The sequence below is a fragment of the Meiothermus sp. genome (assembly GCF_026004075.1).
Lineage (GTDB): Bacteria > Deinococcota > Deinococci > Deinococcales > Thermaceae > Meiothermus.
In genome coordinates this window covers 2349255-2361551 of sequence record NZ_BPIK01000001.1, presented here as the reverse complement: position 1 = coordinate 2361551, position 12297 = coordinate 2349255, and the positions used below count along the sequence as shown (strand labels likewise).

Here is a 12297-nt window from a genome sequence, read left to right as displayed (position 1 = left end):
CCAGACGACTACCGTGTCATGTGGAAAGGCTCCCTCAGATGGCACGCGTTGGCCTGAGATTGGGTTAAGGAAGCCCTGAGCTTTTTCATCGTAGATAAGGTACTGCCACTGATGCATAGGGGTCTCCGGTAGATCCTCACGTCCTTTATCCATGCTGGATCCGCCTCCCCCAACTCAGAGGGTAGGTAGGTGCAGATGTTGCACCTGTAGGCTGCGCGAGCGGTAAGAATGATAGGCTTGAGGGAGGTTCAGCGGTCATCGGGAAGGGTTAGCGAAACACGGAAGCCGGAGAAGGGTCGCGCCTTAGAGATAGTGAAGGTGTTGCCAAAGAGGCTTGCACGCCAGAGATCTAGATCGTCGGTGAGGGTGGATACCATACCCACGGCGTTAGCGAGGGTTCCAAGGTCCCGATACAGGGTGCGCTCGCCGGTGCGCTCAAGCCACCAACCTTGTTCAGTCTTGTAAATCTTGGCTTCCGGATCAGGAATCGGGGACGGAGGATTGGCTGTAACCTGTACGCGCACAACTTCGCCGGAGGGGAGCAGTGGGTCTAGCCGCCGTTTAAGGTTCGTGAAACGTTGTTGGAGAGACTCAAGGGGCTTGCTCAGGTCTGGGTCATAATCAGTGACCTCCTCCAGGAGGCGTTGGAGGTGCTGGGCTCCGTTCTCAAGGATGATGTTGTCGGAACTCGCCAGGGTTTTGGCGCTGTGGACATGGACGAGATATGCTTTGATTTCCTGCTCTAAGCTGCGAACGTCATTGAAGAGGTTGTGCATATTCAGAACAAGCTAGAAAACCTTACTTCCGCACATACGCGGGTGTTTTTGTCGAGTTCTAGAACCAGAGTCTTAACTTTCGAATCTGAGGTTACCTTTTCGTTACGTACCTCCTTGAGTCCATAAAATGGTCACCGGGGTAGCTCATCAAAATTTGTCCCTCGCTGGGGCAAACGATGACACCACTATTTTAGTGAGATGCTAATGCTATGTTGCGACTTTTGACCTGCTTTTTGTTTGCTCTAAGCTTGGCCCTGGCCCAGGACACCGTGGCAGGGCGTGCCAGCGTGATAGACGCCGATTCTTTGGAAATCCAGGGGGTTCGCATCCGCCTGTGGGGGGTGGACGCCGTAGAGAGCGGCCAGACCTGCCTGGACGCCCAGGGGAAGGTTTACCCATGTGGCCGCCGCGCCGCCTTCGCCCTGGCCGACTTCCTGGGCCAGCGCACGGTGAGCTGCACCCGGCGGGACACCGACCGCTACGGGCGGGTGGTGGCGGTGTGCGGCGTGGCAGGTGTCGAGGTCAACCGCTGGCTGGTGGAGCAGGGCTGGGCCTTGGCCTATGTCCAGTACGGCGGGGGGGTCTACCTCGACAGCCAGGACCGGGCCAGGGCCGGCAAGCGGGGCATCTGGCAGGGGAGCTTCCAGGCCCCGTGGGAGTACCGCAGGAACCCGGCCAACCCGCCCACGGCGGGCAGCCCCCGTCCCCAGAGCCCCTCCCCTGCCCCCTCGCCCTCGAGCGTCTACTACCGCAACTGCGCCGAGGCTCGGGCGGCGGGAGCCGCGCCCATCTACCGGGGGCAGCCGGGCTATCGGCCGGGGCTGGACCGGGACGGGGACGGGATAGCCTGTGAGCGCTGAGCGGCTTCTCGACCTACAGGAGCGGCGGCGGCTCGAGGGGGCCATCCGGGAAGCGCTGCTCAGGGCAGAGGACTTGGAACGAGTCCTGAGCAGGGCCCTGGAGGCGCTGGTCGCGCTGGAAAAGGAGGACCGCGCCCTGGGCACGCTGTATGCCAGCGTACCCTGGCTGGGCCATCGCGTCCTGGAGGAAATCCTGCGGGAGATTGGGCCACGGCTGGAGGCGCTCTGCGGCCCTCTGCGGGAGACGCTGGGGGAGGTGCTGGACGAGGGCGGGTAGGGCTCACCTGGGTGTACGGCGTCAGCCGTCCCGCAGGGGATCGTCCGCATGGTGTACGGGCAGAGCCCGTCCCGATAGGGGATCGTCCCGCGGGTCATTCAGTAACCGCTCCACCTCCGCCCACACCCCCCGGCGCACCCAGTCGCGGTAGTGCTCGCCCACCGCCCTCCCCGGCGGGTAGCCGGGCGGGAGGTCCTCCCAGAAGCGCCCCTCCCGCAGCACCAGGAAGATGGCCTCCACGATGGAGCGCTTCGCGTAGCGGGCTGGGGCTCCTTTCCCCTTCGGGCGGAGCAGGGGCTCCAGGCGTTGCCACAGCGCATCCGGGAGGGGATGGGGATAGCGGGGGTCGGGCCCCCGGCGGGGCCGGGAGGGCTTCCCGTACACCCACTTCCACGCCGTCCCGCTGCTTACCCCGTACTTCCTCGCCAGGCTGTGGGGGCTGGCTCCCGTCCGCCGGTGTTCCGCCACCAAAGCCTCCCGCAGCGCGACCTTGCCCGGCGGCCCCGGCTTCCGTCGGGGGAGAATGTGGTTCACATTACCGGAAATACCCCGATTGCCCTGCACACGCCTGCCCCTGCGGCCACCACGGCGACCCCCAGAAGCAGTGCGTCTGCACCCCCACCCAGCGCCTACGCTACGTGGGTCGCATCTCGGGCCCCCTGCTCGACCGCTTCGATCTGGTGGTGGAAGTGCCCCGCCTCACCCCGGAGGAGCTGGCCCGCGCACCGGAAGGAGAACCCACCGCCGTGGTCAGGGAGAGGGTGCTTGCGGCCCGGGAGCGGATGAAAGCCCGGCAGGGGAAGCTCAACAGCGAACTCTTTGGCCGGGCCCTGCGCCAGCACACCGCACTGTCCCCAGCCTGCGAAGCCCTCTTGCAGGCGGCTACCCAGCGCCTGGCGCTCTCGGCCCGCAGCTACGACCGCATCCTGCGGGTGGCCCGCACCATCGCCGACCTGGCGGGGGCAGAGGGGATCGGAGAAGCCCACCTGGCCGAGGCGTTGACGTATCGGAGGAGCCTCCTCTAGCGGATCGCTCCTTTGGAAACCTGCTGCCGGCCGATCCGCCCCAGAAATTGCCCAATAGCGCCTCTTCCTGGCTGTGCAGCGGCTGTACCAGATGCTACCCGCTTGCTACCCCTGGCGGGCTAGCCTGAGAAACCAGGGGAATTGAGGGTGCTGGGCACAGTTGCTCGAAAGACGAAAGACAGCCGAGGTTTTCTGGGGTTTGTCGGCCAGCAGGGGTGATGGCGATGTTTGCTGTCGGTGTCAAGCCCCCCCAGGCAGCTCCGGAGTTCAGTCCTTTGGCCTTTTGGAGGTGTTTGAAGTGGGCATCATCGAGGTCTCCGACTTGCGCAAACAGTACGGCTCCATCCCAGCGCTGAAAGGTATCAGCTTTACGGTGGAGGTGGCTGAGCGGGCGGTGGTACTGGGGCCGAACGGATCGGGCAAAACCACTACTCTAGATATTTTGGGTGGTTTTCTGCGGCCCACTGCGGGCCGGGCCAGGGTTCTGGGGGCCGATGTCCCGCACCTGCCGCCCAACGTGCGGAGGCAGATGGGATTTGTCTTCCAGGATAAAGCCGGGCTTTACCCAGAGCTGACCGTCCGGGAGAGCCTCGAGCTCTTCGGCAGCTATTACCCCAACCCCCTTCCAACCCCGGAGCTTCTGGAAAAGCTGGGCCTTGCGGACAAGCAGCATCGCTGGGTGCGCAACCTGAGCGGGGGCGAGCGCAGGCGGCTCGAGCTCGCCGTAGCCATCGTGGGCAGGCCCCGCCTGATCTTTCTGGACGAACCCACCGCCAATCTTGACCCGGAAGCCCGGCTCGGTATCTGGAATCTTCTCGAGGAGCTAACGGGGAGCGGGGTGACCTTCATTCTGACCACCCACAACCTGGAGGAGGCTGGACGGCTGGGTCGGCGGGTGCTGTTGTTGCGAGAAGGAGCGCTGATCTTCGACGGCCCCCCCCAGACAATGATCGCCCAGGCCGGCCTTCCTTACCGAATCAGCTTCCGGCGGGCGGACGCCGCGCTGCCTCCTGCTTTGGCCGTGCGGGCGAAGGTTGAGGGGGATCGGATCACCCTTGCGAGCTTGCAGCCCGACGAAGACCTTCTGGTCTTGCGCAAGAGCGGGGTGGGGCTCGAGGAGGTGAGCGTGCAAAGCCCCACCCTCGAGGAAGCGTACCTGGCCCTGTTGAAAGGAGCATCGAATGACCATCAGCGTCCGAACGCCAGCATCTCTTCGCTTGTTAGTTAATGAAACCCGGTGGCAGATTCGCCTTTATCTCAGGGACCGGGCTGCCACCTTTTTCACCTTTGCTTTCCCGCCGCTGGTACTGCTCTTCTGGAGCCGGCAGTCCCAGCAGGATGTTCTTTCGGCAACGGCCTTCGTGGCCGCGCTTGCGCTGGCTATGGCGGTGTACGCGGGCCTGGCGATGGGCATTGCCTCGGCCCGGGAGGTCGGCCTGCTCAAGCGGCTAAGGAGCACACCCCTACCTATGCTCGTACACATCGCGGCCAGGGTGGCGGCTTGTGCGCTGCTGGGGACGTTTGCGCTAATACTTACCCTGGGGCTGGGAGCCTTCTGGCTGGGCCTGTCCCTCAGCCTGTCTGGCTTCACTGGCTTGCTGCCGGGCCTGGTGCTGGGCTTTGCGGCACTTGGGAGCTGGGGGCTGGTGGTGGGCAGTCTGGTTCGCACCGCGAATGCAGCCTCGTATCTGGTTAACGCTACCCTCTTTCCCTTGTTTCTGCTCTCAGTGGCAGCCGAGCGCGGGATGCTGCCGGAGTGGGCGGCGGCCCTTACCCCGCTGCTACCGCTACAAAACCTGGCCCTCCTGATCCAGACTGCCCTCAAAGGCGATGGGATGCTGCTGTACCCGTTGCTGACGCTGCTTTGCTGGGCAGTCTTGGGAGCTGCTGTGGCGGCCCGACGGCTGTCCCGGCCGTTGTGAGCGGCGGCTTGTGGTTGTCCCTTCTGCGCCGGGGTGCCCTGACTCACCCATTGGACTTGTGCCTTTCATAAGATGCTTCCATGAACCTGGAAGCTGCCTGGGGCGCAGGCCAGCACCAGGAAGGGCTGGCCTGGTGCTTGGAGCGGCTTGGACAGAGCCCTGCTTCCGACCTGTTGCTTTTGCGCTATGCCCTCGAGTTTGCCCTCGAGCTCGGGCAGGAGGGCGCTTTCCTGGAGCAGTTTCCCGGTCTGACCCAAAATCCCGGCCCGGAAATACAGGCGCTCCTGAGCCAGATCGCCTGGCAGCGCGGCCAGCTTTCCCAGGCCCTGGAACTGGCCCAGCAAGCCTATCAGCAAAGCCCCGGCTTCCTGACCGCCTATGCCCTGGCCACGGCAACCTTTTTGCGCAGCCCGCACGAGGCTGAGCGTTGGCTGCGCGAGGCCTTGCGGCAGGCCGAAGCCGCGGGCCAGCCGCAGCGGGCCGTTCAGGCGGCAGCGGCCCTGGCGCTGCTCGAGGTAGCCCTGGGTGTTTATGCCCAGGCTGAGGTTTGGGCGGCCTGGGGCCTGCGGGTGGCCGAATCCATCGGGCTAAAGCATCCATCCCTGCGCAACACTTTGAACATAGCGTGGGGCTACGCCCAGATTTTAGGGGGACGGCTGGAGGTGCCTCCGCCGCTGGAAATAAAGCATCCAGACGCCCTGCTGGCGCAGGGGGACTTTTGGCTGGCCCTGGGGCAGGCCGAGGCGGCCCTCGAGGCTTACGCGACAATGGACGATCAACTGTCCCCCATCCGGGCCCGCCGGCTGCCCATCCTGGCCCGCAAGGTGCGGGCACTTTTGGAACTGGGCCGGCTGGAAGAGGCCCTGGTGCTGGGCCTCGAGGCCAGGGTGCTAGGTACGGAAACCCTGGACACCTTTCGCGACTGGGGTGAGCTGGCCTACCTGCTGCCGGTTTCGCTGCTGAACCCTTCGGAGGCTGTGGAGCCCCTAGCAGAGCTTCTGGGGCGTTTCCTGCGGCGACCCAGCGCGCCCCGCGCGGCCATGGCGGCTTTGCACCTGGCCAGGGCCTACCTTAGCCTGGGCCTGGAAGCCAGAGCCCGCGCTACCCTGGCCGAGGCGTCGTGGGCGCTCGAAGGTTTGAGCGCGGAAGGGCGGGCATTTCTGGCCGGGCCGACAGCTTTTTTTCGGGAGGTTTTTGGCTTGCTCGAGCCAGCCCCGAAGCTCCGGCTGCACTTTCTGGGGGGTGAGACGGTTTGGCTCGAGGGTGCTCCGCTCCAGCTCACCCCACGGCATCGGGAGATTCTGGTGGCCCTCGTGCTCAACCCCGCGGGCCTGAGCGCAGAGCAGTTGGCCCTCCGGGTCTGGGGCGAGGGGGGCAGGCCCGAGGTGGCGAAGGCCGAGGTACAGCGGCTGCGGCAGCGGCTTCCCCTGGTGGTGGGCCGTCCCTACCGGCTTTCAGGCCGGGTCTGGGCCGATTTCGTCGAGCTTCGGGAGCGGCTCTTGCGCGGCAATCTGCAGGGTGCAATGGCGCTTTATGGCGGGCCGCTCCTGCCTGGCTCGGAGGCCCCGGTGGTGACCGAAGCCCGCGAGGAGACCTCGTCGCTGCTCAAGAAGACGCTGCTTTCCCAGGGCGCAATCCAGCAAGCTTTTGAGCTGGCCATGCAAGAGGAAGACCCGGAATTTTGGCAAGCTATCCTGACCCAACTACACCCTGGTGATCCCCGCCGGGTTCTTTTGGAAGCACGTTGGCAGCGCTTCTGGTCTGCTGTGTGACCTTATGAACTCTGCACCCGGCGCCCGAAGCTACGACCGCATCCTGCGGGTGGCCCGCACCATCGCCGACCTGGCCGAGGTGCTGACGTATCGGCGGGGTTTGTCCTAACGCACGACCCGCACCTCAACCCCTGCTTCCAGGTAGTTCCAGGCGCTGTCGGTGGTGATGGCTGGCAATCTCAGCCGCATAGCCAAGGCCAGACAGACCCGATCCCCCAGGGATAGCCCCTGGGCTTTGGTCAGGGGTCGCAGCGCTGCCACGAGCTGGACGTCTTGGGGGCCAAAGGGCACAACCTCTAAAACACCTCCCAGCAAACCCTGACGCACCAAGGTCTGCTCCAGCAGGTGCGCGTCCTGGCCCCACTCGGCTATCTTGCTGTAGACTTCGGCCAGATTGACGGCACTGATATAGCCGCCTCCAACCATCTGCTCAGCGACCTCCTCGGCCCCCGCCTCCTGGTTGAGGTAGGCCAGCAAGGCCGAGGCATCCAGTACCACGCTCATTCCTGCAGGGCCTCCCGGCGCCGTTCCTGGATCAGCTCTCGAGCCAGTGTTTTTCCCTTCAGGGCAGGATAAAGACGTTTCAGAAGCCCTTTGCTCCCCCGTACAACTTCCTCCGCCTTGATCAGCTCGATCACCCCATCGTCTCTTAGCCGCAACAGCAGACGATCTCCTTCCCGCAACTGCAAAACCTTACGTACCCCGGCCGGTAGCACCAGGCGTCCTTTGCCTCCTAGCTGCACGGCTTGTTGAACCACAGGGTGTTTCATAATTGAATCGTACCACGTTTTGAAATATCCCACTTTGCTGATACGGGCCCGGCGGTTCAGGTGATTTCATCCGGCAGGCGCGGCCACGGCCCGTAATGCCGACCTCCGGTCATCTAGTTAGGCTATACTCCCTCCATGGACGCCCTGGCCCTCTACGCCCAGGGCCGCTATGGGGAGGCCCTTTCGCTGGCCCAGCAACAAGCCCGGGTGCAGGCCGTGGCCCTGTCACTTCTGGCGCTGGGCCAGGTGGCCGAGGCTCAGGCCCTGCTGGAAAGCTGGCAGCCCCAAGAGAGCGTCGCCCAGGCCGAACGCCTCGCACTCCTGGGCTTCGCGGCTTTCCGCAAAGGCGATCCGGCCACCTACCGCAGGCGGGCCCTGGCTGCCGCACATCAGGCCCAGACCCCCCTCACGCTCTACCACCTGGGCCTCTCGCTTCCGCCCGCCGATGGACTCCTGGCCCTGCAAGCGGCGCTTGACCGCTGCGAGGGCCCACCCGAGGAACAGGCCCGCCTGGCCTACGCCCTGGCCCGCACCCATAGGCGGCTGGGCCGCTTGGCCGAGGCTCTTTCCTACGCCAGCCGGGCCGTCCTGCAAGCCCCGGAGCAGCCCCACTACCGGCTGGAGGAGCTCACCCTTTTGGCCCTGGGGGGGGAGGAGCCCCTGCCCGCCCTGGAACGATCCCTCCCACCCCTGCTGGCCCACGCAGCCCCCGGGGTGCGCTACTATGCCCTCTGGCTCAGCCTGCTCCTGCAGGGTATGCAGGGCCAGGAAAGCCCCGAACTCCTGGAGGCCCTCCTGCGGCAGAACTCCAGCCCCCACCAGCCCTACGACCTGCCCCTGCTGGTGCTGCTCTTCAAGCACCGCCCCTCGGCCCGGCCCCTTCTTTCCCGCTGGCTCCGCGCAGCGGCCGCCGGGCCTTCCCCCGACCCCCTGCCCCAGGCCCTCCAATCGCTGGCCCAGGGCCTCTGGCACTACCCCAGCCCGGAGGCCCGCCCGCTCCTGGAAGCCGCCCTCCCCACCCTGCAGACCGAGTGGGCCGAGGAGGCCCTGCGGGCCGCCGCCCACCTCGCAGCCCTGGAAGGAGTCCCCCTCCCCGCGCCCTACCGCCGGATGGCCCAGGCCCTCCGGCCCGAGGCCAGGGTCCTCTTCCTGCCGCCCGAACTCCCCCCACCCGCCACCCCCTACCTGCGCACCCTGGGGGCGGCTCACCTGGAGGGCTTCCCCGCCCTCAGGCCCCGCAGCCTAGAACTCCTCACCCTGCTGCTGGCCCACCCCGAAGGCCTCTCGGGCGAGGCCCTGGCCCGGGCCCTCTACCCCGCGCCCAACCCCCAGGCCCTCAAGAGCGAGCTCTGCCGCCTGCGTCAGCAGGGCTTCGAAGTCCAGCCCCGCCCCTACCGGCTTTGTACCCCCATCGAGGCCGACTTCCTGAAGCTCCAGGAAGCCCTGCAACACCACCGCCTGGCCGAGGCTCTCAGCCTCTACCAGGGCCCCCTGCTGCCCAAAAGCCAGGCCCCCGGCATCGAGCTGCTGCGGAACCACCTGGAGGAACAGCTCAGAGAGGCCGTCCTCCGGCAGCCCGACCCGGAGCCTCTCTACCGCCTGGCCCAGCGCATCCCGGATGACCTCATCCTCTGGGAGGCCCTGCTGGAACGCCTGCCCGAACCCGACCCCCGCCGCCCGGCGGTGCGGGCCTGGGTGCGGCGGCTCAGCGCCCAGTACCGCTAGGCACCCCGGAGCGCACCACCCCCGGTGGGGGGCAGTCGGGGTGGGTGCAGGCGCGGGCGGTCTCCCTGAGGCCCAGAACCAGAAAAACCAGCAAAACTAAGAACAGCCGAACCTTCCGCATGCTTCCACCCTAACCCAGGGGAGGTAACCAACACGGTCAGAAGGTAACCAAAATGAGAGGAAAGGTAACCATTCTGAGAGGGGGTTTGGTTACCTGGGGGGTGCTATAAACAACATTGGCTACAGCCGTAACACAGTTCGTTTCATGGGAGGTGATCGAATTGGAGAAGGCAATTCAGGTTACGCTAAAGGCTCCACGCCTGCTTAGATTTGTGTCAGAAGGTCATCACAAGAGGGCTTCAAAGCCTTACGCCGATCCAATGAGCAACCTTGGCGAGGCGTCCTCTAACAAGCCTGTTACTGGCTTCTTTGGATACTCCGTATCCTATACTTGGATTCCCAAAGCATCAGGGCTCGACCCCGCCCCTACTCGCGTCCCTTTGACGGGCTGTCCTTGCGGGGTGGGGATATAGAGTAAGAGTTTTCAGTCGTGTTGTTGCGGCTGTAGCCCCAGGAGGTTCTGATGGAAGGCGAGTTGAAGGGCAAGCTAAAGCAATCCTTGGCACCTGTTTTTGGCTCATCTGAGCCACTTTTTGTTACAGAAGATTCAACCCTTGTCTCCTGGCTAAGAACTCACGATCTAAAAGCTCACCTATTTGATGAGGTCGCTGGCTTTCCCAAACATCGGCGCAAAAGTATAGTTCTTTTGCCTACTACAGTGGACGGAATGTCTTTTTTTCGGCTCGAGCGGTTTTTCAAAGGTAGCCAAGTGTTGATCGTACCCCTGGTTGCCTTTGATCCTTCCTTCGAGGCGTCCATTTATACGATAAAGCTGCTGGCTTCCTCAGATTTTGTACGGGCCACCAAAGACAATGCTAGGTGGATTTCGATTCTGGAGGATAGCGAGGTGCGGCGTCTTGTATGTACGGGTACATACGGTGAGCTGGAGATCATTCTGAAGGAGAGGTTGGATATGATGCTCCCCCGCACACAGGAAGGCTTACTGCCGGGCGAGTGGGAAGCAATAGGTATGTTCTTTGAAATAGCCATGATTCCAGATAATGAAGACTTTTTCCACCCAGGATTTGTGGTGAATGGAGAAGTAGAGGTTTCAGGAGTAGCAGTTGCCCACCATAGAATTATGCCCAAGGAACTCACTTATCTGCCCCAAAGAGCATGGCAATTGCTGGGTGGACTCGCCAGGGAAGGAGAACTCCCATTGAAGGTCAAGATAGAAAACTCACAGCTAACGGAGGTGCGTTCAAAAAACGGGACTGACCTTTCGGTTGAGATACGAGAACTCTCCAATCCTCAGCTCGAGCTTATGTTGGTGGAGATGGCGATTAGTAACAATCCTGGTTTGGACGCTCACAGCCTTGATTGGGGAATCAACTCTGTGCTCAATGAGGGCGCCCGTGGTATCCACTTTGCTGTGGGAGACGGGGTCACTGGGGCCCATATCGACTTCATTTGTCCTGGCATGGACGTGGTAGTCCCCTCATAGGGAGGGATTCATGCACTTGCAAGAATTGGAAGCCGATCCATCCCGACAAGTTATCGTGGCCCGCGGTCTTTGCAAGCGTTATCCCAAAGGAAGTGGATGGATCGAGGCTTTGAGGGGAATCAACCTGGAACTCTGCCGGGGGGAGATCCTGACTTTCCTGGGTCCCAATGGGGCAGGCAAGACCACCCTGATCAAAATCCTAGCGGGTCTGGTGGAGCCCAGCGAGGGGCGGGTAGAAGTCAAGGCTGAAGGAAAACAAACCTGGATAGGAGCAGTGCTGGAGGGTAGTCGGAACCTGTACTGGCGCCTTTCCGCTCTAGAGAACCTCATCTACTTCGGCACCCTGCGCGGTCTCAGTCCTAAGGAGGCCCGGCTGCGAGGACTGGAGCTATTGGAGATGGTTGGGCTCGTGGATAAGGCTAATCAGAACGTTGGCACACTTTCTCGGGGCCAACAGCAGAGGGTAGCCTCGGTTGTTGCAATGGTGCATGACCCACCCGTTCTTTTCCTGGATGAACCCACCTTAGGTGTTGATCTAGAGGCGCTGGAAGTCATCCGTTCCTGGCTCCTGCGGCTCAAGGAGGCTGGCAAGGCGATTCTCCTCACCACCCACCAACTCGATCTAGCCGAGTCAGTGGCTGACCGGGTGGTCATCCTTCTGGAGGGCGAAGTTGCTCTAGAGCCTGCTAACTAGCTGTTCGTAAAAGCTCCACAGTTTTCGCTGTCATCAGAATCGAAAAGCCAACCAGTGCCAACCTCGCAAGGTCTCAGCCAGCCGCTCATAGTCTCGCGCCAGCCTGCGAAACCGGGATGTCCAGGCAAACGAACGTTCCACCACCCAACGCTTCGGCAGCAGCACGAATCCTCGTTTGGCCCCTTCCACCTTGACCACACACAGGGCGATGCCTTCCGCCTCTGCCGCTTGTGCCGCTTCCTCCCCAGTGTAACCCTGATCCACAAAGGCCACTTCCACCTGCTCCCCCGTCACTTCCTGCACCTGTTGACTGAGGGCTCCCACCTGGGCCCGTTCCTGTTCACTGGCCGCCGTTACTACCAGGGCCAGCAGATGCCCCAGGGTATCTACCGCCAGGTGAACTTTGCTTCCCTTGCGTCGTTTGTACCCATCGTATCCGGCCCGCTCCCCACTTTGCGGGGTGGACTGTAGGGTGCGAGCATCGTAGATGGCAGCGCTGGGATGGGCGGCTTTGCCCTGGAGCATTCGCAGGGTCATGCGCAGGTCGTGTACCAGGTCTTCGAAGACCCCCCGGTTCATCCAGCGGTAGGCTTGCGCCTGAACGATATGGGGGGGTGGGAAGTCGTGGGGCAGGTAGTCCCACTGAGCACCGGTTCGAACCATCCAGCGCAGGGCGTTGAACACTTCGCGCAGGTCGTACTTGCGCTGGGGTGCTTCCAGCGGGGCGAGGGTCAAATAGGGCAGCACCAGAGCCCATTCCTCATCACGGACGTCCGATGGGTAAGCACGGCGGTTCATGCTCTAAACATAACTGCAGTGCCTGATTTGGGTAAGGTGGTTTGTAGATTCTAGAGGGAAGAACCCAGGAGGTACTCCAAGGTTCTCCTCAAGCTGTCTACCGGGTAGAGCTCG

Annotated in this window: 14 protein-coding genes and 2 pseudogenes; 10 read left to right on the top strand and 6 right to left on the bottom strand. The window is 63.1% G+C overall.

From position 1 onward, the window contains the following. Positions 1-248 precede the first annotated feature (248 nt). On the bottom strand, positions 249-776 hold the full coding sequence (locus Q0X18_RS11425) for a hypothetical protein (RefSeq protein ID WP_013012882.1): 528 nt from the start codon (positions 774-776) through the stop codon (positions 249-251). A gap of 209 nt (positions 777-985) precedes the next feature. Between Q0X18_RS11425 and Q0X18_RS11420 the strand changes: the two genes are divergently transcribed. Further along, entirely contained in the window at positions 986-1636 is a 651-nt protein-coding gene (locus tag Q0X18_RS11420; protein WP_297562539.1) for an excalibur calcium-binding domain-containing protein, read from the top strand. Next, complete coding sequence (locus tag Q0X18_RS11415) at positions 1626-1913, top strand: cytoskeletal protein beta 5 (RefSeq protein WP_297562536.1); 288 nt, start codon at positions 1626-1628, stop codon at positions 1911-1913. The genes Q0X18_RS11420 and Q0X18_RS11415 overlap by 11 nt, the downstream gene beginning before the upstream one ends. A 21-nt stretch (positions 1914-1934) precedes the next feature. Here the strand turns inward: Q0X18_RS11415 and Q0X18_RS11410 are convergent, their stop codons facing one another. Beyond that, entirely contained in the window at positions 1935-2447 is a 513-nt protein-coding gene (locus Q0X18_RS11410; RefSeq protein WP_297562533.1) for a transposase, read from the bottom strand. Between the two features lie 35 nt (positions 2448-2482). On the opposite strand from Q0X18_RS11410, the pseudogene Q0X18_RS11400 reads away from it, so the two are divergent. The 5 genes and pseudogenes from Q0X18_RS11400 to Q0X18_RS11380 all read left to right on the top strand — a co-directional run. After that, a pseudogene (locus Q0X18_RS11400) lies at positions 2483-2938 on the top strand (ATP-binding protein); the annotation flags it as partial. Positions 2939-3236: 298 nt separating this feature from the next. After that, on the top strand, positions 3237-4166 hold the full coding sequence (locus Q0X18_RS11395; RefSeq protein ID WP_297562531.1) for an ABC transporter ATP-binding protein: 930 nt from the start codon (positions 3237-3239) through the stop codon (positions 4164-4166). Continuing rightward, positions 4156-4860 (top strand): ABC transporter permease, encoded by a 705-nt coding sequence (locus Q0X18_RS11390; protein WP_297562528.1) that lies wholly within the window; start codon positions 4156-4158, stop codon positions 4858-4860. The genes Q0X18_RS11395 and Q0X18_RS11390 overlap by 11 nt, the downstream gene beginning before the upstream one ends. A gap of 80 nt (positions 4861-4940) precedes the next feature. Then, complete coding sequence (locus Q0X18_RS11385) at positions 4941-6632, top strand: hypothetical protein (RefSeq protein ID WP_297562525.1); 1692 nt, start codon at positions 4941-4943, stop codon at positions 6630-6632. Positions 6633-6654: 22 nt separating this feature from the next. Continuing rightward, a pseudogene (locus tag Q0X18_RS11380) lies at positions 6655-6741 on the top strand (ATP-binding protein); the annotation flags it as partial. Here the strand turns inward: Q0X18_RS11380 and Q0X18_RS11375 are convergent. Both Q0X18_RS11375 and Q0X18_RS11370 read right to left on the bottom strand, forming a co-directional pair. Next, positions 6738-7136 carry a type II toxin-antitoxin system VapC family toxin gene (locus Q0X18_RS11375; protein WP_297562520.1) on the bottom strand — a complete coding sequence of 133 codons (399 nt, stop codon included), beginning with the start codon at positions 7134-7136 and terminating at the stop codon, positions 6738-6740. The pseudogene Q0X18_RS11380 and the gene Q0X18_RS11375 overlap by 4 nt on opposite strands. Then, positions 7133-7402 (bottom strand): AbrB/MazE/SpoVT family DNA-binding domain-containing protein, encoded by a 270-nt coding sequence (locus tag Q0X18_RS11370; RefSeq protein WP_297562518.1) that lies wholly within the window; start codon positions 7400-7402, stop codon positions 7133-7135. The genes Q0X18_RS11375 and Q0X18_RS11370 overlap by 4 nt, the downstream gene beginning before the upstream one ends. Before the next feature lie 135 nt (positions 7403-7537). Between Q0X18_RS11370 and Q0X18_RS11365 the strand changes: the two genes are divergently transcribed. Continuing rightward, entirely contained in the window at positions 7538-9127 is a 1590-nt protein-coding gene (locus Q0X18_RS11365) for a hypothetical protein (protein ID WP_297562511.1), read from the top strand. On the opposite strand, the gene Q0X18_RS11360 is transcribed toward Q0X18_RS11365, so the two are convergent. After that, positions 9108-9248, bottom strand: coding sequence for a hypothetical protein (locus tag Q0X18_RS11360; protein WP_156113836.1), 141 nt, complete (start codon positions 9246-9248; stop codon positions 9108-9110). The genes Q0X18_RS11365 and Q0X18_RS11360 overlap by 20 nt on opposite strands. Before the next feature lie 462 nt (positions 9249-9710). Between Q0X18_RS11360 and Q0X18_RS11355 the strand changes: the two genes are divergently transcribed. Next, positions 9711-10691, top strand: a complete 981-nt coding sequence (locus tag Q0X18_RS11355; protein WP_297562504.1) for a hypothetical protein — start codon at positions 9711-9713, stop codon at positions 10689-10691. Positions 10692-10701: 10 nt separating this feature from the next. Further along, the gene (locus Q0X18_RS11350; protein WP_297562502.1) at positions 10702-11385 is read left to right on the top strand and encodes an ABC transporter ATP-binding protein; all 684 of its coding nucleotides are present in this window, start codon (positions 10702-10704) and stop codon (positions 11383-11385) included. 33 nt (positions 11386-11418) lie between these two features. Here the strand turns inward: Q0X18_RS11350 and Q0X18_RS11345 are convergent, their stop codons facing one another. Then, positions 11419-12183, bottom strand: a complete 765-nt coding sequence (locus Q0X18_RS11345) for an IS5 family transposase (RefSeq protein WP_297562500.1) — start codon at positions 12181-12183, stop codon at positions 11419-11421. Positions 12184-12297: the final 114 nt, after the last annotated feature.